Source organism: Glaciecola sp. KUL10 (genome assembly GCF_003203515.1).
In the GTDB taxonomy this organism is placed as follows: Bacteria; Pseudomonadota; Gammaproteobacteria; order Enterobacterales; family Alteromonadaceae; genus Glaciecola.
The window spans coordinates 854,202-878,284 of the sequence record NZ_BGNG01000001.1 but is presented as its reverse complement, the minus strand read 5'-3'; the positions used below and the strand labels follow the sequence as shown (position 1 = coordinate 878,284).

18 protein-coding genes are annotated in these 24,083 nt (G+C 41.5%); 11 read left to right on the top strand and 7 right to left on the bottom strand.

The window, feature by feature from the left end:
- Positions 1-401: 401 nt before the first annotated feature.
- Entirely contained in the window at positions 402-1,514 is a 1,113-nt protein-coding gene (locus tag KUL10_RS03935) for a transposase (RefSeq protein WP_110427559.1), read from the bottom strand.
- Positions 1,515-1,728: 214 nt separating this feature from the next.
- On the opposite strand from KUL10_RS03935, the gene KUL10_RS03930 reads away from it, so the two are divergent.
- Positions 1,729-1,929, top strand: a complete 201-nt coding sequence (locus tag KUL10_RS03930) for an addiction module protein (protein ID WP_110427558.1) — start codon at positions 1,729-1,731, stop codon at positions 1,927-1,929.
- A gap of 514 nt (positions 1,930-2,443) precedes the next feature.
- Positions 2,444-2,764 carry a hypothetical protein gene (locus KUL10_RS03925; protein ID WP_110427557.1) on the top strand — a complete coding sequence of 107 codons (321 nt, stop codon included), beginning with the start codon at positions 2,444-2,446 and terminating at the stop codon, positions 2,762-2,764.
- A 41-nt stretch (positions 2,765-2,805) separates the two neighbouring features.
- On the opposite strand, the gene KUL10_RS03920 is transcribed toward KUL10_RS03925, so the two are convergent.
- Together KUL10_RS03920 and KUL10_RS03910 are read right to left on the bottom strand one after the other, a co-directional pair.
- A complete protein-coding gene (locus KUL10_RS03920; protein WP_110427556.1) occupies positions 2,806-4,779 on the bottom strand; it encodes a tetratricopeptide repeat-containing sulfotransferase family protein in 1,974 nt (657 codons plus the stop codon).
- A gap of 527 nt (positions 4,780-5,306) precedes the next feature.
- Positions 5,307-7,964, bottom strand: a complete 2,658-nt coding sequence (locus tag KUL10_RS03910) for a TonB-dependent receptor (RefSeq protein WP_110427554.1) — start codon at positions 7,962-7,964, stop codon at positions 5,307-5,309.
- Positions 7,965-8,248: 284 nt separating this feature from the next.
- Here KUL10_RS03910 and KUL10_RS03905 point away from each other — a divergent pair, with 284 nt between their 5' ends.
- The 3 genes from KUL10_RS03905 to lysS all read left to right on the top strand — a co-directional run bounded on the left by KUL10_RS03905 (position 8,249) and on the right by lysS (position 13,034).
- Complete coding sequence (locus KUL10_RS03905; protein ID WP_110427553.1) at positions 8,249-10,207, top strand: choline BCCT transporter BetT; 1,959 nt, start codon at positions 8,249-8,251, stop codon at positions 10,205-10,207.
- Between the two features lie 157 nt (positions 10,208-10,364).
- Positions 10,365-11,463 (top strand): peptide chain release factor 2 gene (gene prfB / locus KUL10_RS03900; protein WP_110427552.1). Its coding sequence is split into 2 segments (ribosomal slippage): positions 10,365-10,439 and positions 10,441-11,463, totalling 1,098 coding nucleotides; the frame shifts between segments, so codons are not numbered across the junction.
- Positions 11,464-11,492: 29 nt separating this feature from the next.
- Positions 11,493-13,034: a lysine--tRNA ligase gene (lysS, locus tag KUL10_RS03895; protein ID WP_110427551.1), complete on the top strand. Its 1,542-nt coding sequence runs from the start codon at positions 11,493-11,495 to the stop codon at positions 13,032-13,034.
- Positions 13,035-13,082: 48 nt separating this feature from the next.
- Here the strand turns inward: lysS and KUL10_RS03890 are convergent, their stop codons facing one another.
- Genes KUL10_RS03890 through KUL10_RS03880 form a run of 3 tightly spaced genes read right to left on the bottom strand, consistent with a single transcriptional unit; the run spans position 13,083 to position 15,337 of the window.
- On the bottom strand, positions 13,083-14,078 hold the full coding sequence (locus KUL10_RS03890) for a ketopantoate reductase family protein (protein ID WP_110427550.1): 996 nt from the start codon (positions 14,076-14,078) through the stop codon (positions 13,083-13,085).
- The gene (locus KUL10_RS03885; protein WP_110427549.1) at positions 14,072-14,740 is read right to left on the bottom strand and encodes a TIGR01621 family pseudouridine synthase; all 669 of its coding nucleotides are present in this window, start codon (positions 14,738-14,740) and stop codon (positions 14,072-14,074) included. The genes KUL10_RS03890 and KUL10_RS03885 overlap by 7 nt, the downstream gene beginning before the upstream one ends.
- Before the next feature lie 39 nt (positions 14,741-14,779).
- Positions 14,780-15,337 carry an Hpt domain-containing protein gene (locus tag KUL10_RS03880; RefSeq protein ID WP_110427548.1) on the bottom strand — a complete coding sequence of 186 codons (558 nt, stop codon included), beginning with the start codon at positions 15,335-15,337 and terminating at the stop codon, positions 14,780-14,782.
- Between the two features lie 92 nt (positions 15,338-15,429).
- Here KUL10_RS03880 and KUL10_RS03875 point away from each other — a divergent pair, with 92 nt between their 5' ends.
- From KUL10_RS03875 to KUL10_RS03860, 4 genes are all read left to right on the top strand, one after another.
- Positions 15,430-18,273 carry a pitrilysin family protein gene (locus KUL10_RS03875; protein WP_110427547.1) on the top strand — a complete coding sequence of 948 codons (2,844 nt, stop codon included), beginning with the start codon at positions 15,430-15,432 and terminating at the stop codon, positions 18,271-18,273.
- 196 nt (positions 18,274-18,469) lie between these two features.
- The gene (gene gshA / locus KUL10_RS03870; protein ID WP_110427619.1) at positions 18,470-20,032 is read left to right on the top strand and encodes a glutamate--cysteine ligase; all 1,563 of its coding nucleotides are present in this window, start codon (positions 18,470-18,472) and stop codon (positions 20,030-20,032) included.
- 121 nt (positions 20,033-20,153) lie between these two features.
- Entirely contained in the window at positions 20,154-20,798 is a 645-nt protein-coding gene (locus tag KUL10_RS03865; protein ID WP_199509180.1) for a hypothetical protein, read from the top strand.
- Between the two features lie 223 nt (positions 20,799-21,021).
- Positions 21,022-21,156, top strand: a complete 135-nt coding sequence (locus tag KUL10_RS03860; RefSeq protein ID WP_110427546.1) for a DUF3149 domain-containing protein — start codon at positions 21,022-21,024, stop codon at positions 21,154-21,156.
- 53 nt (positions 21,157-21,209) lie between these two features.
- Here the strand turns inward: KUL10_RS03860 and smrB are convergent, their stop codons facing one another.
- The gene (smrB, locus tag KUL10_RS03855; protein WP_110427545.1) at positions 21,210-21,764 is read right to left on the bottom strand and encodes an endonuclease SmrB; all 555 of its coding nucleotides are present in this window, start codon (positions 21,762-21,764) and stop codon (positions 21,210-21,212) included.
- A 102-nt stretch (positions 21,765-21,866) separates the two neighbouring features.
- Between smrB and prmB the strand changes: the two genes are divergently transcribed.
- Positions 21,867-22,796 (top strand): 50S ribosomal protein L3 N(5)-glutamine methyltransferase, encoded by a 930-nt coding sequence (gene prmB / locus KUL10_RS03850; RefSeq protein ID WP_110427544.1) that lies wholly within the window; start codon positions 21,867-21,869, stop codon positions 22,794-22,796.
- Between the two features lie 177 nt (positions 22,797-22,973).
- The gene (gene aroC / locus KUL10_RS03845; protein WP_110427543.1) at positions 22,974-24,071 is read left to right on the top strand and encodes a chorismate synthase; all 1,098 of its coding nucleotides are present in this window, start codon (positions 22,974-22,976) and stop codon (positions 24,069-24,071) included.
- Positions 24,072-24,083 lie beyond the last annotated feature (12 nt).

Here is a 24,083-nt window from a genome sequence, read left to right as displayed (position 1 = left end):
ATATTTACTATGGGTTGTCGATGAAATTCTTGATGCTACTTATCGAGCATATTACCCAGCAGTTTTATCAGTTGATAATGGACTATTTGAAATTGAACCGTACTATGCAAGTGGCTTCTAACAAAACGCTTAAGTCGCAACCCGCTGCGCGGGCTGCTGGGACAAAAACACAATGCGGCTCCGCCATTTTCGCATTGTGCTTTTGCCCCTTAGCTTAGTGTTGAGACTGCAGAATTTATCATTTACAAGCCCAATATCATGACGTTTCGAGCCGCTGTTCGTTGTCCGATATTGCATGATTTTAATATGCCATTTCTTTATCAAAGTAAATTAGGTGTGTTAGATCCGATTGAGCCTGCTTAGACGAGGTTGTTTGCTGTTAAAAAGAGCGTGTTATCCCCCTAGGCGACGTGCTCTCTCAGTTTTTCAATATTATGCACTAAGCAATACATCAACCACTGTGTATTGACCTTAGTTTTGCCTCTTAAGGTAAAGTAGTCCATTTTTTTATGCTTAGTGATATTGGCAAACACAGGCTCAATACAGCCTAATCGTTTGCTGTATTCTCGCCGCCCTTGTTTACTGTCTATTTTGTCTTTCATCTGTTGAATGATAGACGCGATTTTGGTCGGTTTATCCTGACTGGTAAAGGTCACTTGTCTACCTCTTTCTTTGGGTGGGGAGCGCATACACTGTGATTGCATGGGGCAGGTACGACAGTCTTTTAAATAACCTTGGTAAGTAATATAGCGTTGGTCATTGTTGGTGTGAGGTTTTTTAGAGGTAAGCCACATGACATTGCCAGCAGGGCAGACGCATGATAATGCTTGTCGATTAAAGTGAAAGTCATCGCGGGTAAATAGTTTCGGTTTGTCATACCCTCGTTTTTTGCGTTTGGTGGCTTGATAAGTTTGACTGTTTTGAAACAAGGGATTACGTGACCGAAAGCCTGTATCGGCGATGTAACTATCAATGCCTTGTTCGTCTAAATACACGAGGTTAGCTTTGCTATGAAAGCCACTGTCAGCAGAGAATTTAGCCTGTTGAAGACTGGTGGTTTTACCAATGCGACTAAGCTGACCTTGAAGTTGTTTGATGGCGGGCTGCAATGTTTGTTGCTCATTCACAGCGTCCCATGCTTGGGCTTGCACAATGATTTGATGTTTATCGTCACTAATCGCGACACCGTTATACCCTTGAATGGTGCCTTTGTTAGTGAGCATCTTAGCGCTGTCATTATCGGTGATATTCGTTTGGCAGGCTTTAGCGATACGTCTGCTAGAAATCATGCCATGGGCGTAGGCAAATAAGATGATTTTGAGCATTACCGACGGAGAATATGCGGCAGCGCCTTTTTGCTCATTATTGTAAAGCGAATCGAAGGGGCGCAAATCTAGATGAGGGTTCACGATATGGTTGAGCGCGTATTCGAAGGTGTCAGGAATAATTTGCTCGGTAAAGTCTACGGGAATGAATTTAGCTTGTTTGGTAAAATCAGGCTTGTAATTAGGCATGGCGTAATAGCAGTGCGAATGATGTTAATTAGATCATGTTCAGATCGCTTCAGCAAGGTTTAACATTGAAGATTTAAGGTATAGACTCACTGTAAGACTAATTATGGAGGCTGGATAAATTCTACAGTCTCGTTATGTGCTTAGTGGTACAGGTGTTTCATTGTAGAAATTGGTTTATACTTTAAATTATTCATATACTAAGTTGGAGCGGCTAATGAAGATCGATTCTCTTACGACAAATGAAAAGGTTGTTTTGGCACAACAGCTTTGGGATTCAGTTGCAGTTAATGAAGACTCTTTAGATGTTTCAGCAAATCAGAAAGCTGAGCTAGACAGAAGAGTCACAGATTTTGAAATTGACGGCAATACTGGAACCCCTTGGGACTCTGTTAAATCGAGGATTCTAAATAAGTAATGTTTGAAAACGTAAGGATACGACCAGAGGCAGAATTGGACTTGCAAGAAGCATATTCTTATTTTGTGCTTTGCCCATAATGGTAGCTTTCTCAACTAGGATCTTGGTCTAGTCTTACGCTCGCGGTTGCCATCATATGTCTCCTAATAGTTCACTACCACATTGTAGCAATGCGCTACAATGTGGCAAATTGCGTATAATAAACGCATCAACACTCGCTGCGCTCGCTAGGGACAAAAACACGTAAGCTCCCTTCGCTTCGCTCGGTATTATAGCCTTCGTATTTTTGCCCGATATGCGGGCCGTTATGTACCAATGGTATTTTTAAGCAACAAGGATTCTAATAATGAGCCAAAAAGCTTTGATAGCAATGTCCCAATCCATATTTTTCTATTTTCACCTATAGTCTGTAACTCTTTCTTTTTAAGAAAGTGTAACTAAACAAAATTATCGGTAACTTAGATGTAATAAAAACAAATGAACTAAGACTACTTAAAAAAACAGGAGAGTCGTTATGATTGATTTTGAAGTAGTAAGTTTTGTTAGTCTTTTTGTTGCAGTGTGGTTGGTATGTTCTGCTTTAAGCAAAAATAAGCGCTTTGTGAGCTTTTCCAAAAAAGACTTTAATATTGATTTGAAAGATATGCTTGGTATGGATTCTTGGGGCGACAGCGCGCTTGGATTATCAAGCAATCGTGAATGTCGCAAATCTGTAGAAGCTGAGAACGAGGCGTTAAAAGTGCAAGTCGGTGCTTTAAAAGAACGCGTTGCAGTGCTTGAAAAGATAGTGACTGAACCCGCCTATGAGTTGAACAAAAAGATAAACTCACTTTAGCGGCTGAAGTTAGATCCCTAAATTACGCTCAAACAGGTATTCTATTTAAATATCTGTTTGAGTGGTGTTAGATATTCTTCATAGTGCTTCCACTGCTCAAGCCCCGACGTATAAATCGGTTGCCTAACTTGTTCTGCACTGGGTGTTTTGACTGCTCGTTTGTTTTCGTAAAATGAGAGGCAGGCTTCTTCATATGGTAACTGACAGTAATTGAGAATAGCCTTTACTTGGCTTTCTAGATCAGAGACCACGTCTTCGTGATGAACCGTTAAAATTTGATTGGGGTAAACCTCATGCCAATGGTTCATTAATCGCAAATATGCCTGATAGTATTGTGCAATATCATCTAAAGCGTAAGAAAACTCTTGCCCATCACCAAATAATTGTTTGAATCCACTAAAACTACAGGCCATTGGAGAGCGTCTTGCATCGATGATTTTAGCCTGAGGTAATATGCTTTTGATTAGACCAATGTGCATAAAATTATTGGGCATTTTATCGATAAAATAAGGTGCGCCTTGGCGATAGATTTGTGTATCAGCAATAAACTTTTCACCAAATAGTTTAAAACGATCTTTCGGGATGTCGGGCATATTGTGCGGATACGCTTTTAAGTTTTGGCGTTTTTTACTTAAGTTTGCCGCCAAGCTGAGGATTTCATGTAATTCCATGGTGCCATCAACTTGAGAATGAGATGCTAGGATCTGCTCTAAGAGTGTTGAACCTGCGCGTGGCAAACCTACGATAAATATGGGAGAAGGGTCTTGATGCCCAACACTTACTAGAGAGCTCACTAAAGAGGGCATGAAGGTTTTGATTAGATTATCAATAAATAAATTGTGGTTAGTACTGGAATACTTAATTTCTGAGCGCTTTATCGCATTCCCTTTTTCATAATGTTCAAACGATGCTTTATACAAGCGCTTGTCTTCAAACGCCTTACCTAAAGCAAATTCAAGGTGAATTTTGTCGTTGCTAGACGTTTTTTGAGCCTTTGCTGCATCGAGCATTTTTTGAATTTCGTCATTCGAAAACTCATAAGTCTTTGTGTTGGCTAGACTCCAATAAGCATCCCCAAATGTAGGCGAAAGCATATAAGCTTGTTGATATGCTTTAATTGAGGCTTGCTTGTCGCCCTTAGTTTTGAGCGCATGACCCAATAATAAATACAAGTTTGCATCGGCCTGTTCGTTATCAATCACACTTTGGTATATTGCAATCGCATCTTCAATTTCACCTAAACTCACCAAGCTCGTGGCTTTAGCAACTTTATAAAAAGTGTTTTCAGCATTGATATTCAACAACTTATTTGAAAGTGAAAGCGCTGCCTCAAATTTTCCGAGCTTACTGTAAACTTTGAAAAGAGAGTACATGGCTTCAGCATTGTTTGGGGCTAGTTCTACACACGTTTCTAGAATAAATTCAGCTTCAGAAATCGCGCGAAGCTTGCTGGCGATTTCTGCTAGCAACATTAAAGCGGGTAGCGAGTGTTTGTTTTGCTGAAGATACTGCAAACAAAGATTTTCAGCGGCATCAATTTTACCGTCATAAAATAAATCAGTGGCTGCAAGGATTGGCCTAGGTAAGTCACTCAGTTTTTTAATTTGCGCTTTACAAAGCTCCGTCGCTTGCAGTTGCTCCTTTGCTTGATAATAAGGCAGCAAGGCTTGCCAACTGGATAACAAAGCAGGATTAGCTTGGGTTGCTTTATAAAAGTGTTCAAGCGCTAATCTATCGTCATTCAAAGCGCGAAAGTTATACCCCAACTCTTGAAGCGCGCGCGAATGCTGAGCATAGATAGAAAGAATATTTTGAAGCTGCGCAATAGCCGAGGAATAGTCTTTGTTTAAACGAAATGCAACGGCCATTAAGTATAAACACTCCTGCTGAGACAGGCTATCAGCGCGTTGTATGTCTTTAAGAAGCGCTTCGCAACGATTGATAGCATCAGTAAAACGCCCAGATGAAATAAGTTGTTGAATGGCTTTGAAATCAGTTTTTTGCGGTTGAGACATATTGGTTTTATTATTCTTTGGCGTATTTGAGAATGGGTGAGTGTTAAGCGCTAGTTGATAGTATCGTTGAGGACTGGTGTTGTCCAAATAATTGAATGATTTAGTCTATTGTCAGTCTTTGGAGGATTTTACTTCAAGCGTCAGTTAAACACCGTTATACAAGTTGAGTGAAATGTGTTCCAAGGAGATTTCCGCATTAGCGGAAATGACGTTTTTACAAGTCAATGATAACAAATCAAACTATAGAGCAAACATTACTAAAGAACATTCAGCGCGCCAGATAAAGCCTTTCCCCTTCATAAAATTGGTGCCGCAAGGACGCGGCACCAAAGCGGCATGGATGCCCTCGTGCGTTTTTATGAAGGGGAAAGGCCTTGTCTGGTAAAAGCTGAATATAACTGACAGGGCGCAAAGTTTACTCGTTCAATAGCGCCTTAAACTTTATCCCTGTAAAACAAAAAAGCGCGATAAGCCATAACAAGACTTAACGCGCTTTCATAATTACTAATTTATTCTAAGCTCAAAACCTAAAAGAAATCGTAAGACAACCTAATACCAAATGTTCTTGGGCGATTCGTCACAACTTTTGGTGTAAACTGCTGATTATCAATGTGAAGCACAGCACGTTCATCAAATACATTATCGATGAAGAACTCAGCTTTCCATTCATCATTAGTGACACCAAATGCAAGGTTTGCCAATACATAACTGTCTTGAATGTAACGGCCACCTCTAAATGTCTGACCATTAGTATCAGAGTAGTTTACACCTGCAAAAGTTGCAGCTTCTTGTTGAATCGACAAGCCAGTTCCACGTCCGTATACAAGCGAGCTTGTTTCTTCGAGTACAAATGCATCCATCGTCATACTTGCAAGCCTGTCACCAGTGTAGGCTATCGAACCATTAACATAGCCAGTCATGCCGCCTTCTAGTTCATAGAAGTAGCGAGCACGGATATTGCCCGAGAAATCAGCTGAATATGGAAGTTCGCTTCCCACTGGTGGCGCAATGCCTGCAAGTTCGTTATTGATACGAGTCAGCTCTGAATCGATCATGCTAAACGACGCATCGATGACCAGACTATCAGTCGCTAACCATGTTAGATCACCATCAATACCGCGAATTTCAGCATCACCTACGTTGTCAGTAAATACTAAAAAGCTGATATTGGTTGGGTCGAAACGTGAAGTTTGTAAGTCGGTTATATCTGAAAAATAACCTGTTACGTTCATTCTTAGGATGCCATCAAAGAAGTCGCCTTTCATGCCTATTTCGTAGTTCTTGAGGGTATCTGTTTCTGAGTAAACTGGGATTCTAAAGCCGTCAAACGCACCTGCTTGGTTTGTCGCTTGTCCACCACCAACACGGTTAGTCACTGGTGGTCTAAAGCCTTCGCTATAGGTAGCGAAGAGTAATAAATCGTCGGACGCTTTATAGTCTACAGAGGCTTTGAAGATAACATCATCAACGGTTAAAACACCATCAGCACCTAACAAAGATACATCTAATTGGCCGCTAGCTATAGCTGCATTAATTGCCGCAGGATCTTCACCTACTGCAGTTAACTCCGCAGGATCTAATGAACCAAAGGCTTTGATTCGTCTAGACACATCAACTGTCGATGTTGAGCCTTTGTAAATGTCTTCGATTTCGTACCAACGCGCACCTAAGCTCACGGTTAAATCGTCGGTTAAATCATATTCAGCTTGGCCGAATACTGCGATTTGATCGATTACGTGAGTAACATCATTTATAAAACTCACTTCTGAACCAAATGGGCCGCCATCACTGTTGATGCCATCTTGACCCACTGTTGTTCTTGCTAAGTTTTGGAAGAAAGGTAAGTCTGTATTACCAATCTTAAATTGGCCAATAGTCGATAAATCTTGCGAGTCATAAAACACACCAGCTGTTAAACGCCAGTCGTTTTCTGCGTCAGTGTTGATTCTGAACTCATGAGTTTCGCGCTTAGTCTTGGTGTCTTCAACGTAGAATTTTGTCGGATCTAAGCATTCTTCATCTGCTGGTGTCGCTGCATTGTAGTGATTACATACGTAGTAAGCGGCGAATAATCCACCGTTTGTATAACCCGTGTAGTCAACTTGTGAATCAATATCACGATCCAATAATCCACCTGTATAGACAAGTTCAAGCGCATCTAATCGACCTGTTAATGTCCACGTAGTTAGACCAAAGTGATCCGCATTTTTATCAGGCGAAAAACGATTAACTGAGGTTTCACCATCAAGATTAGGGTCGTAGGCAAATACACCTTCAGTATCGAGTTGTTGTTGGGTATGTTGAACTAATAAATCCCATTCATCATTAATCTCATAAGCCACACCGAAGCGAACACCAGAGTAATTTGCATCGTTGAAATCATCTTCTACAAGTGCGTCGTTGTTTGGTACTTCAACCGGCGTATTAGCAGGGTCGCTTAGTACGCCACCAGAAATTCGGTCAATGACGATTGCTGAACCCGTATATCCACCGTTAGCTGGGTCATTGGCGATATTATCTATCCAGCCACCTTGATTATCACTATATGCTGTCACCCTGACTGCTAAGTCATTGCGCAACGCAAAATTCATAAAGGCTTCAACAGAGTTACTCATTTCACCGCCTTTGGTGAAACTGGTACCAATGTCTACACCAGCCGAGAAGCCTGAAAAGTCAGGTTTATTGGTGATCATGCGCACAGTACCTGACTGAGAGCTAGCACCAAACAAAGTACCTTGAGGGCCAGGTAATACTTCTACTCGCGTGATATCGGCAGCATATATATCCAGGTTTCTACCCTGCATCGAAACAGGTTGTTCGTCGAGATAAAATGCCACTGATGGTTGAAGTGCTTGCACTGTCGAAACAGCAATATTGGTTTGAGACGTTGCTGCGCCACGAATATAAATTTCGTTTTGGCCAGGGCCCGTACCTTGGAAAACAACATTAGGCAGAAACTCAACGTAGTCTTGGAAGTTATCTACACCAAGATTTTTCAACGCATCACCGCTTAACGCGCTTACAGTAACGGGTACATCTTGAATGGATTCAGAACGTTTAGTCGATGTGACTTCGATTGTTTCAATTGACGCTTTTTTAGGCTGTGAATTGGCTTCTTGAGCGCTAATTGCGCCAGATGTGCCAAGGGCGATTAAAACTGCATAACTCAGTTTATTGATTTTCAAGTGTGTCCTCCAAGGGTACTTTTTTGCCTTTAAAGTATCACTAAGGTTTAAGTTAAAGATTTAAACGTTAGTACTCTAAATATTAGGTGTGTATGCATTACCATGATAAAGCAATTGAGCAAGAACTCAAATTTACGGCTGAATTTGCCGATCTTTACACTATTTCAGTGTTTGTATTCTTTGTTGACACTGTTTTTATTAGTCGCATTCTGATTTAATACTACCTATTACAGTACGCAAACGCTTAGATAAAAATATGAAACAAACAATTAACTTGAGGTCGCATGCAGTCAGCACATACCAAAGGGCTTAACAAGCCAGTTTTTCTTTCGGCTTCGATCATCGTTTTTGCTCTTTTAGCGTTTGCCTCAATCACGCCTCAATACGCCAACGCTTTTTTTAACACGCTTCAATCAGGCATTGTTGAATATGCTAGTTGGTTTTATGTGCTTGTGGTTGCGATTATTTCGGTATTAGCGATTTATTTGGGTTTTTCTCGTTTTGGCGAAATAAAGCTTGGTCCTGATCATGCTTCTCCGCAATACGGGTTTGTCAGTTGGTTATCAATGCTGTTCGCCGCGGGGATGGGGATTGGCCTTATGTTTTATGGGGTGGCTGAGCCCTTGATGCATTATCTATCGCCGCCTAGCGCTGAAACTGGTACCGTTGAGGCAGTGCAAGAAGCCATGAAAACCACCTTTTTCCATTGGGGGTTAAATGCATGGGCGATCTATGCCTTAGTGGCGCTTACCCTTGCTTATTTTAGTTTTCGTCACGATTTACCGCTGACACTGCGTTCTGCACTTTACCCAATAATTGGTGACAAAATATATGGTTGGCGTGGCAACATGGTCGATGCTTTTGCAGTCATCGGCACCTTGTTTGGTGTGGCGACTTCACTTGGGCTAGGTGTCTTGCAAATTAACGCTGGGCTAAATTACCTCTTCGATTTGTCTCAAACCCCAGTTGTGCAAATGGTTTTAATTTTGATTATTACCTGCTTTGCGATTGTTTCAGTGGTGAGCGGACTTGATAAAGGCATAAGGCGTCTATCCGAATTTAATATGATTCTTGCGGTAAGTCTTTTGCTGCTGATTCTTATCTTGGGCCCCACTGTCTTTTTACTAAAAGCACTGATGCAAAATACGGGTGCATATTTATCTGACATGGTGCGCAATACTTTTAATCTGTTTGCTTATCAAAAAACGGATTGGATGGGCGGCTGGACAATTTTCTATTGGGGCTGGTGGTTGGCTTGGGCGCCGTTTGTAGGTGTTTTTATTGCGCGGATTTCTCGCGGAAGAACCATTCGTGAATTTATGCTGGGCGTCTTGCTTATCCCGACTATTTTCACTTTTGCGTGGATGACGATATTTGGTAATTCCGCAATTGATATGGTGTTTAATCACGGCAATGAGTCACTTGCACAACTTGCTAATGAAAACACCCCAGTGGCGCTATTTTTGTTTCTTGAACAATTTCCTTGGGCAACTCTGTTATCGGTAATTGCTTTGATGATGGTCGTGGTGTTTTTTGTCACCTCTTGTGATTCAGGTGCCATGGTTATTGATATGTTGTGTAGCCACGGCAACAATAATACGCCACTTTGGCAACGTATTTATTGGACATCTGGGGTAGGGGTTATCGCCGCCGTCTTGTTAGTGTCGGATGGACTCGGAGCGCTGCAAACCATGACAATTGCGTCTGCCTTGCCTTTTGCAATTGTTTTGTTATTTGCTTTAGTCGGATTAATGAAGGCACTGAGAATTGAATCATTTAAACGCGATAGCCTGTCGTACTCGCCTGCACCTACCACCACTAGTAATTCAGAAAGCTGGAAAGAGCGTTTGCACAATATGGTGGATTTTCCTAACAAGCAAAGGGTCAAAAAGTATATCGATGAAGTAGGTTTGGGCGCGTTTAATGCGGTCAAGCAAGAACTTGCCGCGACAGGTATTGAAGCTAAGATCGAACAAACTGATAAAGGTATTTATTTCAGCGTAGAGCAGGATGAACAGCAACACTTTGTATATGCCTTGCGTCCTGTTCCACATGCCCAACCTGACTATGCACAAGACAATGATGATGAATCAAGCGACGATAATTTATATTACCGAGCAGAGGTTCATTTAAGTGAAGGCGGTCAAGATTATTGCGTGATGGGCTGGTCAAAACTTGCTGTAATAAATGACGTCGTCGATCAGTATCAAAAACACCTACATTTCTTGCATTTAATGCGGTAAATATGCCTTTTGAATATGCTGGTTTTCTTTTTATTCAAAGCGCTTACCAAAATAGGCTTAAGCCCCTTATTTCGTGCTAGTTTTTGCTATCAATATGGCGTGAATTTCTATATTATTCACGCCCATTATCGCTAAAGTAATTGTTTATAAATCAAGTATGTTTGAAACAAACCCAATAATGACCTCTATTGCAGATGTGCGCGCGCGTGCTGAACTGCTTAGGGGGTACCTTTGACTTCGACGTTAAGAAAGAACGTTTAGAAGAAGTCTCGCGCGAACTAGAGTCGCCAGATGTTTGGAATGACCCAGAGTATGCTCAAGCACTGGGTAAAGAAAAAGTCGCATTAGAACTGGTAGTAGACACCATTGTGCACCTAGACAGCGGTACGGATGATGTCGAAGGGCTTGTCGAACTTGCGGTTGAAGCCGAAGACGAAGATACCTTTGAAGAGGCTCAAAATGAGCTCAATCAATTGATCAAGTCACTCGAAAAGCTTGAATTTACGCGCATGTTTTCAGGTCCCAATGATGCTAATGATGGCTACCTTGATATTCAATCAGGCTCGGGTGGAACTGAAGCACAAGACTGGGCGAATATGTTACTTCGCATGTATTTGCGTTGGGGTGAGGAGCACGGTTTTAAAACCGAACTGATTGAAGTGTCAGATGGTGATGTCGCAGGTATCAAAAGCGCCACCATTAAGTTTTCGGGTGAATATGCATTTGGTTGGTTACGCACTGAAACAGGCGTGCATCGATTAGTAAGAAAGTCACCTTTCGATTCGGGCAATCGCCGTCATACCTCGTTTGCATCGGCTTTTGCTTATCCTGAAGTCAATGACGATATTGATATCGAGATCAATCCTGCTGATTTGCGCATTGATACCTACCGAGCGTCGGGTGCTGGTGGTCAACACGTTAACCGAACCGATTCTGCGGTGCGTATTACTCACGAACCTACGAATATTGTTGTGCAATGTCAAAACGATCGTTCGCAGCATAAAAACAAAGATCAAGCCATGAAGCAGCTTAAAGCTAAGCTTTATGAATACGAACTGCAAAAACAAAATGCCGAAAAACAAGCGCTAGAAGACAATAAATCTGATATCGGCTGGGGAAGCCAAATCAGATCTTACGTGCTTGATGATTCTCGCATCAAAGATTTACGCACGGGCGTCGAAACCCGAAATACCCAAGCCGTGTTAGACGGTGATTTGGACAAATTTATCGAAGCCAGCCTCAAGTCTGGCTTATAACAAACTGATTAAAGCTAAAAGGTATTCACATGAGTGACCAACAACAAGACGAAAATAAATTGATTGCCGAGCGTCGCTCGAAATTAGCATCAATTCGTGAAAACTGCCCGTCAAACGGCTACCCAAATCAGTTTGATCGAAAACACTATGCACAAGACCTTCAAAATGGTTTTGGTGAAAAAGACAAAGAAACACTGGCAAGTGAAGCTAACAAAGTCAGTATCGCGGGTCGTATTATGGCCAAGCGTGGACCTTTCTTACTGTTGCAAGATATGACAGGGCGTATTCAGTCTTATGCTTCAAAAGACGCGCAAAAAGATATAAAGGCACGTTACGGTAGCCTAGACATTGGTGACATTATTGGTGTAACAGGTGACTTGCATAAATCAGGGAAAGGCGATTTGTATGTTGATATGCAAGAGTATCAATTACTGACAAAAGCACTAAGACCTTTGCCAGAGAAGTTTCATGGATTGGCCGATCAAGAAACCAAATACAGACAGCGTTATGTAGACTTGATTACAAACCCAGACACGCGTGCAACCTTTAAAGTGCGTAGCCAAATCGTAAACGGTATCAGACAGTTTTTGACGCAGCGCGACTTTATAGAAGTTGAAACACCAATGCTGCAAGTGATACCAGGTGGTGCGACCGCGAAGCCATTTGTGACACATCACAACGCGATGGATATTGATATGTACTTGCGTATTGCTCCAGAGCTTTATTTGAAGCGTTTAGTGGTAGGCGGTATTGAGCGTGTGTTTGAAATCAACCGCAACTTTAGAAACGAAGGGCTTTCAACACGCCATAACCCTGAGTTCACCATGCTTGAGTTTTATCAAGCTTACGCTGATTACAAAGACTTGATGGATACCACTGAAGAAATGTTGCGTTATCTAGCTAAGACAGTGTTAGGCACTAATATTGTGACAAATACCGTCAAAGACAGCGACGGTGAAGTGGTCGAGACAAAGACTTACGACTTTGATCAGCCCTTTGAGCGTTTGAGCATGGCTGATGCGGTCATTAAATACTGGCCAGAAGCTAACGTTGAAGCGATTAAAGATCCAGAAAACAACTTGGATGCTTTAAAAGCGATGGCAAAGCAGTTACACATCAAAGAACCTGAAGTGGATGGTGTGTGGGGCGCAGGTAAATATCTTTGTGAGATATTCGAAGCGACTGCAGAAGAGCAGTTAGATCAGCCGACCTTCATTACTGAGTATCCGTGGGAGGTATCACCGCTTGCGCGTCGTAACGATGACAACCCATTTGTGACAGACCGTTTTGAGTTTTTTGTGGGCGGGCGTGAACTGGCCAATGGATTCTCGGAGCTTAATGACTCTGAAGATCAAGCTGCACGCTTCCAAAAGCAAGTTGAAGAAAAAGACGCTGGCGATGATGAAGCCATGCACTTTGATGAAGATTACATCACTGCATTAGAATATGGTCTTCCGCCAACAGCAGGAGAGGGGATTGGTATCGATAGATTGGTGATGTTGTTTACCGACAGTCCGACAATCAAAGATGTGATTCTGTTTCCTCATATGAAGCCATTGCCGGCTGAGTAAACAAACTCATTGTTCAAGTAAAAAAAGACGAATTATCATTCGTCTTTTTTATTTGTGACCACTGGTCTCTAGTTTTTTTATAGACAAATAAAGTTCGCGTATTTTACAAAAATCCGCGTTAGGTGCGTTGTTTAATAAGAAACCCAAAATACCCTCAAGTTCTGTGGGGCGACCCGCTATTAAGTCCTCTCGCATAGAACAGCTGTTATTTCGAGTAAGCTTGATGACCTGCATGATATCGTCAAGTAACTCTTCTTTATCTATATGTTCTTTAATCTGATCAGCAGTAATGTCCAATAATGCAATCCACACTTCTTCAAAGAGCGCGCGAACTTCTTCAAGGTGATTGAGTAAGCCACCGTTCTTTATATTTTTCACACTGCACAAAGGATTTATAATTGCGTTGACACAGAGTTTTCGAAATAAAGCCCATTCTATTTGTTCATGAAAGACTGCGTTAGGGTGGCAATTTAGGAAAAATTGAGCGATTGATGGGTCTTGTTGTTCTACTGGTGTGTCAAACCAACCAAGATCAAGTTTGCCGCTTGCTGTTTGCTGACATTGCAAGCTTGAAGCTTTGAAGCCAGCATCAGTGGTTGTGCCAGCAAGGATCGGGTTAGTTGGGAAATGTGCACGCAGAGCATGCCCACCGCCCATCCCATTTTGTAAAAGAAATAAGGTCGTAGAAGGTTTGACTAGTAATTGGTATTGCTGACAGAACTCGCTTACTTGATAGCACTTTATTGGCAACAATAAGCAGTCGAAATTGCTCGATTTAAGTGAGGAAATATCTGTTAGTTTTGCTTGAATTGGCAAAGGTGATATCGAATCAAGTGACTCTTTGATTGTCAACGTTTGCTCATCGGTATACCGTTTTTTGTTTCGAATGAGGAAGCTTAGTGGGTTGGCTAGTTCTTTTTTGCTATTACCCCTCACAGCAGCACCATATGCTTTGGCGATGTATTGGCCTAGGATTAACCCAATCGCGCCCTTGCCGACGATTGCAATGCGGATAAGCTTACTTGCCTGACTTACCCCTACCACTGAATATCCTCAGGTTTAAAAGTTGATGTAAAAAAAGTATTTAGTGTTTGTGAGTTGAAAAAACTTCCTTCATTAGGCAAACAAGTGAAGGTGTATTGTTTTTTATTCAATTCAAAACTGATTAAATAGCTATGCAGGTAAAGCCTATCGGAGTTACTTCCTTTGTATCTACTATCACCGAGGATCGGCGCGGACAAAGCTTTAAGCGCAACACGAATTTGATGAGTTTTTCCGGTAATAGGTTTACAAACAAACAAGCGAACCTTGGGAGCAAGAGAAAAAGATTTAAATTGAGTTATCGCTGGATTATTTAAAGATTGCTTTAACTTGTAACTACCGTCGCGAGACTTCTCCATATCACCTTTGATTTTGCCTTGTTTCTTTTTGGGTTTTTTTTCACTTAAGGCTATATATAGTTTGTAGACCCATTTTTTCTCAAAGGCTTTTCCGAGTTCACTAGCAGTTTGTTTGTTTTTTGCCAGTAGCAAACAGCCAGAGGTGGGCGTGTCTAGTCGATGAGTAAGATATAGTTGTTCCAAGTTGAATAGTGATTTGCACTGTTCTATGACACCTAGGGAGTTGTTTTGACTGTGCATATCCAAGCCGATTGGCTTGTTAACAACTATAAAGTCATCATTTTCAAAAACGACTGGAATATGCATAACAACGGCTAATTGATTAATCGCAATGCTTCGATAATACTAAGTGTTGATTAGTGCAATCGCATCAGGGTAGTTAAGTTCTTCTATATATTTTATCAACAATTGCGCTTTATCATCCTCAATACGAAGCGCAGAGACCAGTTCGATAAGTGCATCATCATCGATAAACTCGTTGCGTTCCAATTTAGTAAGAAGAGCTTTTTTGCCGTCGCTTTCACTGATGTTGGTATCAACCATTTCTACAGGCACTTCGGCGCTATTCGCTTCTGAATGTATGTGGTTTATCGTCGCGGTAAGGATATCTTCATACACTTTAAGCAAGGGTTCTGGGCAGTTTTGGTTGCGCAACTCTGCGTCTAACTCTGTCGCACACGCATATAAAGCCTGTAACCCTAAGTTACCCGAAATACCTTTTGTAGTATGTACCTTGATTTTTGCGTCACTAAAGCGTTGCTCGGCCACAGCGTTTCTAATCAAGTCTATACTGCCTTTAAATTCGTCAACAAACTTACCAAGCATTTTGTCTAGTAAGGCTTGGTTACCGCCCAATTGAGAAAGCCCGAAGTCATGATTAAATAAAGGTTTATCTGCGCTCATATAGGTCTCAAAATAAATGTTTAAACATACGCTACTTCGTAGTGTACTCTTATAGAATTAAAAAGCATCACAAAATTAACAAAGGATTTTGAATGAGATTTCGATTTAGTCGCTTGTTTTACAAAGTATTATGGGTGTTGCTATCAATGCTAACAATTTCAGCTTGTTCTCATTCCACAAGTACCATAAAGAGTATAGCTAATGACCATATAATTGAAAGTATAAGCATAAAGCATGAGAAATATACGCTTGAAAATGGTCTAACGGTTATCATTCATCAAGACGACTCCGATCCTTTAGTTCATGTCAATCTCACCTATCATGTTGGTTCCGCTCGCGAAGAATATGGCAAATCAGGTTTTGCTCATTTTTTTGAGCATATGATGTTTCAAGGCTCTGAAAATGTCGCAGATGAAGAGCACTTTCAGATTGTGACCGAAGCAGGTGGTTCGATGAATGGGTCTACCAATTCAGATATTACTAATTACTATCAAACTGTGCCCGCAAATCAGTTAGAAAAAATATTGTGGTTAGAAGCTGACAGAATGGGATTTTTACTTGATGCAGTGACCCAAGAAAAATTCGAAAATCAGAGAGAGACTGTTAAAAATGAACGTGGCCAACGCGTTGATAATCGTCCTTATGGATTAAGAGGGGAGCGAGTCGGTGAGGCATTATATCCAGTTGGCCACCCATACTCATGGTCGGTAATTGGTTACATTGAAGACTTAAATAGAGTAGATGTTAGTGATTTAAAAGCGTTCTTTCAGCGCTGGTATGGTCCCAATAATGCAGTACTCACCATTGGTGGTGATCTAGACAAAGCACAAACGAAAGCATGGGTTGAGAAATACTTTGGCTCTATTCCTCGCGGTCCAGAAGTAGAAAAGGCAAAGAAACAACCCGCAATACTCAACGAGACTCGCTTTATTACGCTAGAAGACAATGTCCATTTGCCCTTATTGCAAATAACCTTACCCACCGTATATGTTGGACACGAAGACGAAGCCCCATTAGACGTACTTGCAGATATTTTGGGTGGCGGAAGAACCTCTTTGTTGTATAAAAATATGGTTAAAAATGGATTGGCAATTCAAGCACTTGCAAGCCATCCATGTCGAGAACTTGCTTGTGAATTTAATCTAATTGCCCTAGCCAACCCACAGCAGGTCGCCAATCTTGACCAATTGCAAACCATCGTTGAGCAAAGTCTAGCTGAGTTTGAAACCAGAGGCGTTGAAGATGATGACCTGCAACGGACGAAATCAGCGATCGAAACGGGCGCGATTTTCGGCCTACAAAGTGTTGAAGGTAAAGTCAGACGCCTCGCATCTAGCGAAGTGTTTTATGGAGAACCAGATCGCATAGAGTTTGATTTAAAACGCTATAATGCAGTTACGAAAGCAGACGTCATGCGTGTATACGAAAAGTACATAAAAGATAAAGCGTCAGTGACTTTGAGTATTGTGCCAAAAGGTCAAACTCTACTTCAGGCAAACGCGCCTAACTTTGAACTACCTACACGAGTGATTGAAGATGATGCAGAGCCTGTTGAATTAACCGTCGTTGAGATAAAAGATGACTTTGATCGTTCTATCGCACCTACTCCTGGCGTTAATCCAAATGTTAAATTACCTTCTTTTTGGCGAACAGAGCTTGCTAATGGAATACAGGTCTTGGGTGTCGAGTCAAACGAAACACCCACTGTTACTTTGTATTTAGCGCTTGAAGGCGGCGTGTTATTAGATCCGCTTGATAAAATTGGGCTAGCATCAATAACTGCTCAAATGATGAATGAATCAACTTCTTTATCGAGTAATGAGTCTCTCTCCAATAAACTTGCATTGTTGGGCAGCCAAATTAGTTTTAGTACCTCTGGTCGCTATACCAATATCTATGTGAGTAGTTTGGTGAAAAACTTAGATGCAACTATGGATATTTTGCATGAAAAACTGTTCCAGCCAGGATTTGTGCAAGCCGATTTTGAACGCGTAAAACAGACTAATTTACAAGCAATGCAGCAGGGGCTAAAAAATCCTTCTGTACTCGCAAATAGAGCCAGAGACTTAATTTTATATTCAGAGAAAACGCGAGTAGGTCTGCCAGATGCAGGCACTCTTGAGAGTGTAAATAGGATCACGCTTGAAGATGTAAGCGCATTTTATGATGCCAACTACTCTCCTAAAGTGGCTCAGATCGTGACTGTCGGTGCGATTAGTCAAGCCCAAATCCTGACTAAATTATCCAAGTTGTCAAAATGGCAAGGTGAGCAGGTGAATATCCCAAGTTTTAAGGATTTGGCTAACAAGCCTAAAAGAGCGATATATTTAGTAGATAAACCAGATGCCGTACAGTCAGTCGTGTCGCTTGTTAAGCCAGCAATGACCTTTGATGCTACAAAAGAGTATTTTCTGTCAAGCTTAATGAATTTTCCCTTGGGCGGAATGTTTAACAGTCGTATCAATTTAAATTTGCGCGAAGACAAAGGCTTTACCTATGGTGCTAGAAGTGGCTTTGCTGGGGGCAAAGACTTAGGCATTTTTAGCGCAGGGGCGGATGTAAACGCCGAGCATACTGTCGCAAGTATTCAAGAGTTAATAAAAGAGCTTAAGTTGTATGCCGAAGACGGTATGAATCAACAAGAGTTAACCATGATGAAGCGTTCAATTACACAAAGGGATGCGCTGAGATATGAAACACCGAATAATAAAGCTGGGTTTTTGATTCAAATGCTTAGCTATGGCTTAGAATCTGATTATCGCGACAAGCAAAGTGAAATTATATCAAACGTTGATATTGAGACACTTAATAAATTGGCGAATAAGTGGTTAGATCCGGATTCGATGGATATTATTGTGGTTGGGCAAGCGCAGACCCTTAGAGACGAACTTAAAGTTTTTGAAAGGAAAATAATTGAGATAGACGTTCCGCAATAAAAGAATGCAAAAGATGACGTTGACCTTAGTTTTGTACTAAACTTAGCAATATAATGATTTTAATGAACCAAGGCCCTTGCTACTCATACGCAAGGGTTTTTATTGTTCACCAGAACGGATATATGATTTGAATCAAGCCACTCCAGCTTCTCAGGCAAATAATACGGCCCAGCCTGAGCAAAATGAACACGATTTTCTGACTAGACTTTCACGTATAAACACTGATGCATTTAAACGTTCGTTGACAGGGATTAAGCGAGGTGTTGAGCGCGAGGCCTTGCGAGTTAATCCTCAGGGCGGGCTTGCAACTACGCCGCATCATTCAGCCCTTGGTGCGCCATTGTCTCATGAAACTATTACCACAGACTTTTCAGAAGCATTATTAGAATTTATAACGCCTCCAGAAACGTCTGTAAAAAGAACGTTATCGCAATTGGCCGATATTCATAAATACGTCCAGCAAAGCATTGGAGAGGAACGTCTATGGCCCTTGAGTATGCCTTGTTTTGTGAGTCAAGAAACCGCGATTCCTATTGCGCGCTATGGCACTTCCAATGTGGCCCAAATGAAAGAGGTTTACCGTAAAGGGCTGCACAATCGCTATGGCAGTATGATGCAGGTCATTGCTGGTGTTCATTTTAATTGGTCACTGCCCGATGAGTTTTGGCAGTTATGGTGTCAGTCTCAAGGGCTTGGCTTCAACAAACAAACGGTGAGTAATGGATATTTTGACTTAGTCAGAAACTTTAAGCGTTTGGCTTGGTTAGTACCCTATCTATACGGAGCGTCACCTGCTTTGTGTAAGTCTTTCCTAGCAGGGAAAGAGCAAAAGTTTGATTTCAAATTACTTGGCAAAGGAACATTATATTTGCCATATGCGACCTCACTTAGAATGAGTGATCTTGGCTATACAAACTCAGAACAGTCTGCACTTAATATTTGTTACAACGACCTGGATTCCTACGTAAAAACAGTCCGAGCGGCGATTAATACGCCATCAGAAAGTTATGCAAAATTCGCCAGTGGAGAGAACGGTGAATGGCAACAACTGAATTCAAACGTACTGCAAATTGAGAATGAGCTTTATTCTCCTATTCGTCCTAAGCAAGTTGCAAAGTCATTAGAAAAACCAAGTGATGCATTAGCGGATAGAGGGGTGAGTTATATCGAGGTGCGCGCGTTAGACGTCAATCCTTTCTCGAGCATTGGTATCAAATCAGAGCAGTTTTACTTCCTTGATGTGTTCTTGTTGTATTGCTTGCTTACACCGTCACAAAAATTTGAAGCGTCAGCTTATGCAGAGGCGAATTCAAACTTGACTAAGGTAGTATTGGAAGGGAGGAAGCCAGATCTTTCATTACTTGATAATGGTGAAGAAAAAACACTCAAAGTTTGGGGTGGCGAATTGTTTGAGGCGTTTGCACTAATCGCTAAGGTTTTAGATGAAGCAAATGGGACTGATTGCCACAGTGAGGCTGTAAAGTCGGAGCTTGAAAAGATAAACGATCCCGACTTAACGCCTTCAGCTCGGTGGCTAAATGAATTACTCGCTAGCAATCTCGATAACAGCAGTTTTGGGTTACAAAAAGCTGCTGACTATAAGGTTCATGCATTAGAGTTCGATTATTTGTATTTAACGAAAGCGACTTTTGAGCAACAAGCAAAAGACTCAATTGCTCAGCGAGAAGCAGTCGAGGCTTCTGATAATCAAGACTTTGCGTCCTTTATCAAAGACTATTTTGCGCAGGACAATAAATAGAATAAGCAGTAGTTCACACAAAAGGGAACTTAGAGGTAAAAAAAATGCCTGATAATAATCAGGCATCAAGGAGTTTCAGGGAAACAAATGAAAACTCATACACATTACTTAAGAGTGATAAATGTTTTATAAGTTCAAATTATTTGTCATTAAATGCAAATATTTTTTCGTTTCTGCGTTTTTAATAGTGTTTTTAAGTGCTTGTAGCACCACACCTCCCAAGAAAGCAGAGAACCTATGTGATATTTTTTATGAAAAGCGTGATTGGTTTTATGCCGCCCAAGATATGAATGAAAAGTGGGGCGTTCCGATTCATGTTCCCATGGCCATGATGTATCAAGAGAGTTCATTTAAACATGATGCTAAACCGCCAAGAGACTATATTTTGTTTGGCCTTATTCCATGGGGACGGGTAAGCACTGCCTATGGATACTCTCAAGCAAAAACGATGACTTGGGCAGATTATAAACGAGAAACCGGAAATAATTCGGCTGACCGAGATGATTTTGACGACGCCATTGATTTCATGGGTTGGTTTATCTCTAAAACACACACCATCAATAAAGTCTCCAAATGGGACGCTAATCTCCAATATCTAAATTATCACGAAGGGTGGGGCGGTTATAAACGTCGCTCATATCGCGCTAAGCCATGGTTAGTTAACGTCGCGAAAAAAGTCGATGCCCGCTCAAAGCGCTACGCTAGCCAGTTGCGCACTTGTAAAGATGATTTGGATAAGAGTTGGTTTTGGCGTTTATTTGATTAGTTGAAAAAAGCTTCGCTAACACGATCACAGTACCGCTATACTCCATAAAAATTCACGCCAAAAATCTACTTTTAATGCTAAACAATTGATCTAGATTAAACTTTTGTGCGAGTGTTACAAAAGCAGCTTTTAAAGTTGATCGAGATCATACTTCACCTCCGATAATTACCCTAATCTAAGTACATACAAACCGAATAACTCAATTTAAAACATGAGGTGATTTATGCTTTCTATGTTACTCAAAGATCCAGTGGTATGGGGTTCATTACTTGGAATATTTATCGTTTGCGTGATGGGTGCTTATTACACGTATCTATTTATTCATCATAGCTCACCAGAGTATCCTGACGAATCGTAGTATTAGGCAGACATAACAAGTGTGTGTGGCCATCTTTGTGGGTTAGGGGTGCATTAATCGTACTTGCTATGGATACCCTCTTGCTCAATGAGTACGAGCAATGCGCCATTTCCTCCCCATTCTAGGGGAGCTTGATGAAAACCAAGTACGTGAGGGTGTTGCACTAACCAACTCGGTACGCGCTGTTTGAGTATGCCCGAGCCTACCCCGTGTACAATACAAACGCATTGGTAGTGTTTTTTGCGCGCTTCAAACAACAATGCAGCGATTTCGTGCTTCGCGTTTTGGCTGTTAAAGCCATGTAGATCAAGTATTAATTCTGGCTGAATCTCACCTTTCCTTGCCATTTTGACCAGATCACTTCGTTCTCCTTCTTTAACGTATTTCAACGGGCCTTTTTCGCTAAATCTAGCTTCAAAACCGTCTGAAAATTCGAAACTGGCACTGGCTTGTTTATCGCGTAAGTTTTCATCAATCATTTGCTTCTTTTTGATTGCTCTTTTCTCTTCGCGAGAAGGCACGTATTTGTCGCTGACTACTGGCTTTGCGTCTGAAAACAGATTTGCAAAAGAGAGGTCTTTGTTGGGTTCGTTATCGTTTTGATTCATTTTTAGAGCAAAAGGCAGATTTTCAGCGATTAATTAAACGTATTTTAGTATTATAACGGGATAAATCATTACTTCGCATTAAATGCTGTATATTTCTTATCTATGAACGAACAAACAGTACAGAACGACGCGTCAAATTTACATACCGTACTTGATTGGGTGCGTTACGCCATTAGCCGTTTCACGCAAGCGGGTATTTTTTACGGGCACGGCACTGATAATGAGTGGGATGAGGCCAACAGCCTAGTGTTTCAGGCGCTTAACTTGCCACTTAATTTGCCCGAAAAACAACACTATGTGCTGCTTGATTCGCGAGTCACCGATACTGAAAAAACGATTTTAGACAACTGGATTAATGTACGAACGTTTGATCAAAAGCCATTACCGTATATCAGTCAACAAGCATTTTTTGCGGGCTTGCCGTTTTACGTTGATGAACGGGTACTTATACCACGTAGTCCTTTTGCTGAGCTATTAAGAGACCAATTTAGTCAGTGGTTAAACGAATCGCCTAACTACATTTTGGATATGTGCACAGGTGGCGGTTGTATTGCGATTGCGACAGCACTGACATTTGAAGATGCAGTGGTAGATGCAGTTGATATTGACATTGACGCCTTAGATGTTGCATCGATCAATATTCACGAATACCAACTAGATGAACGGGTATTTCCATTGCGCTCAGACTTGTTCGAAAATCTATCTGGACAAAAATACGATTTAATCATTTCAAATCCGCCCTATGTAGATGCCGTAGACATGGCTGACTTACCCAGTGAATTTGAACATGAACCCGAACTTGCGCTTGCCGCAGGTGACGATGGTCTTGATCTTGTTGAGCAGATTTTAATGCAAGCTCCTCATTACATGAACGAAAAGGCTTGGTTGTTCGTTGAAGTCGGTAATAGCGAAGTGCACTTTGAGGCTCGCTTCCCTGATTTAGAAGTTCAATGGTGTGAGTTTAAGCACGGTGGTAGCGGCGTATTTGCGGTCGACTATCAAACACTAAGCGCATATTGGGATAAAGCTTAGGTTGGTTTAAGAATCTCAAAAAATAAAGATGAATGGAATAAAGCATAAGTAATCTGTCTTCTCAATTCAGGTCGACTTCATTTACACTTCCAATCAAAGAAAAATGGGTGAGTAAACCTAGCGTAAAATGTATACGCGTTTACTGCCCTTGGCAAAGTATTAAAGGAAACATAAAACATGTCAGGTAACTCTTTTGGCAAGCTGTTTACAGTTACCACGTTTGGTGAAAGCCACGGAATCGCAATTGGTGGTGTTGTTGACGGTTGCCCTCCCGGTCTTGAATTACATGAAGACGATTTGCAGGTTGATCTAGACCGCCGCAAGCCAGGCACATCTCGTTATACCACGGCTAGACGCGAAGATGATGAAGTGAAAATTTTATCAGGCATTTTTGAAGGCAAAACAACCGGCACCAGCATTGGTTTGTTAATCAATAATAAAGATCAGCGCAGTCAAGACTATTCAAAAATTGCTAACACGTTTAGACCAGGCCACGCAGATTACACCTACCAACAGAAATTTGGTTTCCGCGATTATCGTGGTGGTGGTCGTTCGTCAGCGCGTGAGACAGCGATTAGAGTGGCAGCCGGCGGTATTGCAAAGAAATACCTTAAGCAAGTGTTTGGTATCGAGGTAAGGGGCTACCTTTCTCAACTTGGCCCGGTAGCAATCGACAAAGTAGATCATGAGTTTACCAATACCAACCCTTTCTTCTGCCCAGATGAATCGAAAATTGAAGCGCTTGATAGCTACATGAGAGATCTTAAAAAAGAAGGCAACTCAGTCGGTGCAAAAGTCAGCGTGAGCGCAACCAATGTGCCAGTAGGGCTGGGTGAGCCTGTTTTTGACAGACTCGATGCTGATATTGCGCACGCAATGATGGGCATAAATGCTGTAAAAGGTGTCGAGATTGGCGATGGTTTTGGCGTTGTTGAACAAAAGGGCACCGAGCACCGAGATGAAATGTCACCAGAAGGGTTTCATACTAATCATGCCGGTGGCGTTTTAGGCGGGATTTCAACTGGCCAAGAAATATTGGTGCATATGGCACTCAAACCAACATCAAGTATTAGTATTTCAGGAGAAACCATTGATATTGATGGCAATGCGGCCGAAGTTATCACAAAAGGTCGCCATGACCCCTGTGTTGGTATTCGAGCCGTGCCCATTGCAGAAGCAATGTTAGCCATTGTATTAATGGATCATTTGTTAAGACATCGCGCTCAAAACTTTGGTGTTAACTCACCAACACCTGCTATTCCTGCACAAAAATAAATAGCGCAATCC

Excerpts from the sequence above, each read along its gene's own strand:
- KUL10_RS03935 (WP_110427559.1), bottom strand. The coding sequence starts at position 1,514 with ATGCCTAATTACAAGCCTGATTTTACCAAACAAGCTAAATTCATTCCC.
- KUL10_RS03930 (WP_110427558.1), top strand. The coding sequence starts at position 1,729 with ATGAAGATCGATTCTCTTACGACAAATGAAAAGGTTGTTTTGGCACAA.
- KUL10_RS03925 (WP_110427557.1), top strand. The coding sequence starts at position 2,444 with ATGATTGATTTTGAAGTAGTAAGTTTTGTTAGTCTTTTTGTTGCAGTG.
- KUL10_RS03920 (WP_110427556.1), bottom strand. The coding sequence starts at position 4,779 with ATGTCTCAACCGCAAAAAACTGATTTCAAAGCCATTCAACAACTTATT.
- KUL10_RS03905 (WP_110427553.1), top strand. The coding sequence starts at position 8,249 with ATGCAGTCAGCACATACCAAAGGGCTTAACAAGCCAGTTTTTCTTTCG.
- lysS (WP_110427551.1), top strand. The coding sequence starts at position 11,493 with ATGAGTGACCAACAACAAGACGAAAATAAATTGATTGCCGAGCGTCGC.
- KUL10_RS03885 (WP_110427549.1), bottom strand. The coding sequence starts at position 14,740 with ATGCATATTCCAGTCGTTTTTGAAAATGATGACTTTATAGTTGTTAAC.
- KUL10_RS03880 (WP_110427548.1), bottom strand. The coding sequence starts at position 15,337 with ATGAGCGCAGATAAACCTTTATTTAATCATGACTTCGGGCTTTCTCAA.
- KUL10_RS03875 (WP_110427547.1), top strand. The coding sequence starts at position 15,430 with ATGAGATTTCGATTTAGTCGCTTGTTTTACAAAGTATTATGGGTGTTG.
- KUL10_RS03865 (WP_199509180.1), top strand. The coding sequence starts at position 20,154 with ATGTTTTATAAGTTCAAATTATTTGTCATTAAATGCAAATATTTTTTC.
- KUL10_RS03860 (WP_110427546.1), top strand. The coding sequence starts at position 21,022 with ATGCTTTCTATGTTACTCAAAGATCCAGTGGTATGGGGTTCATTACTT.
- smrB (WP_110427545.1), bottom strand. The coding sequence starts at position 21,764 with ATGAATCAAAACGATAACGAACCCAACAAAGACCTCTCTTTTGCAAAT.
- prmB (WP_110427544.1), top strand. The coding sequence starts at position 21,867 with ATGAACGAACAAACAGTACAGAACGACGCGTCAAATTTACATACCGTA.
- aroC (WP_110427543.1), top strand. The coding sequence starts at position 22,974 with ATGTCAGGTAACTCTTTTGGCAAGCTGTTTACAGTTACCACGTTTGGT.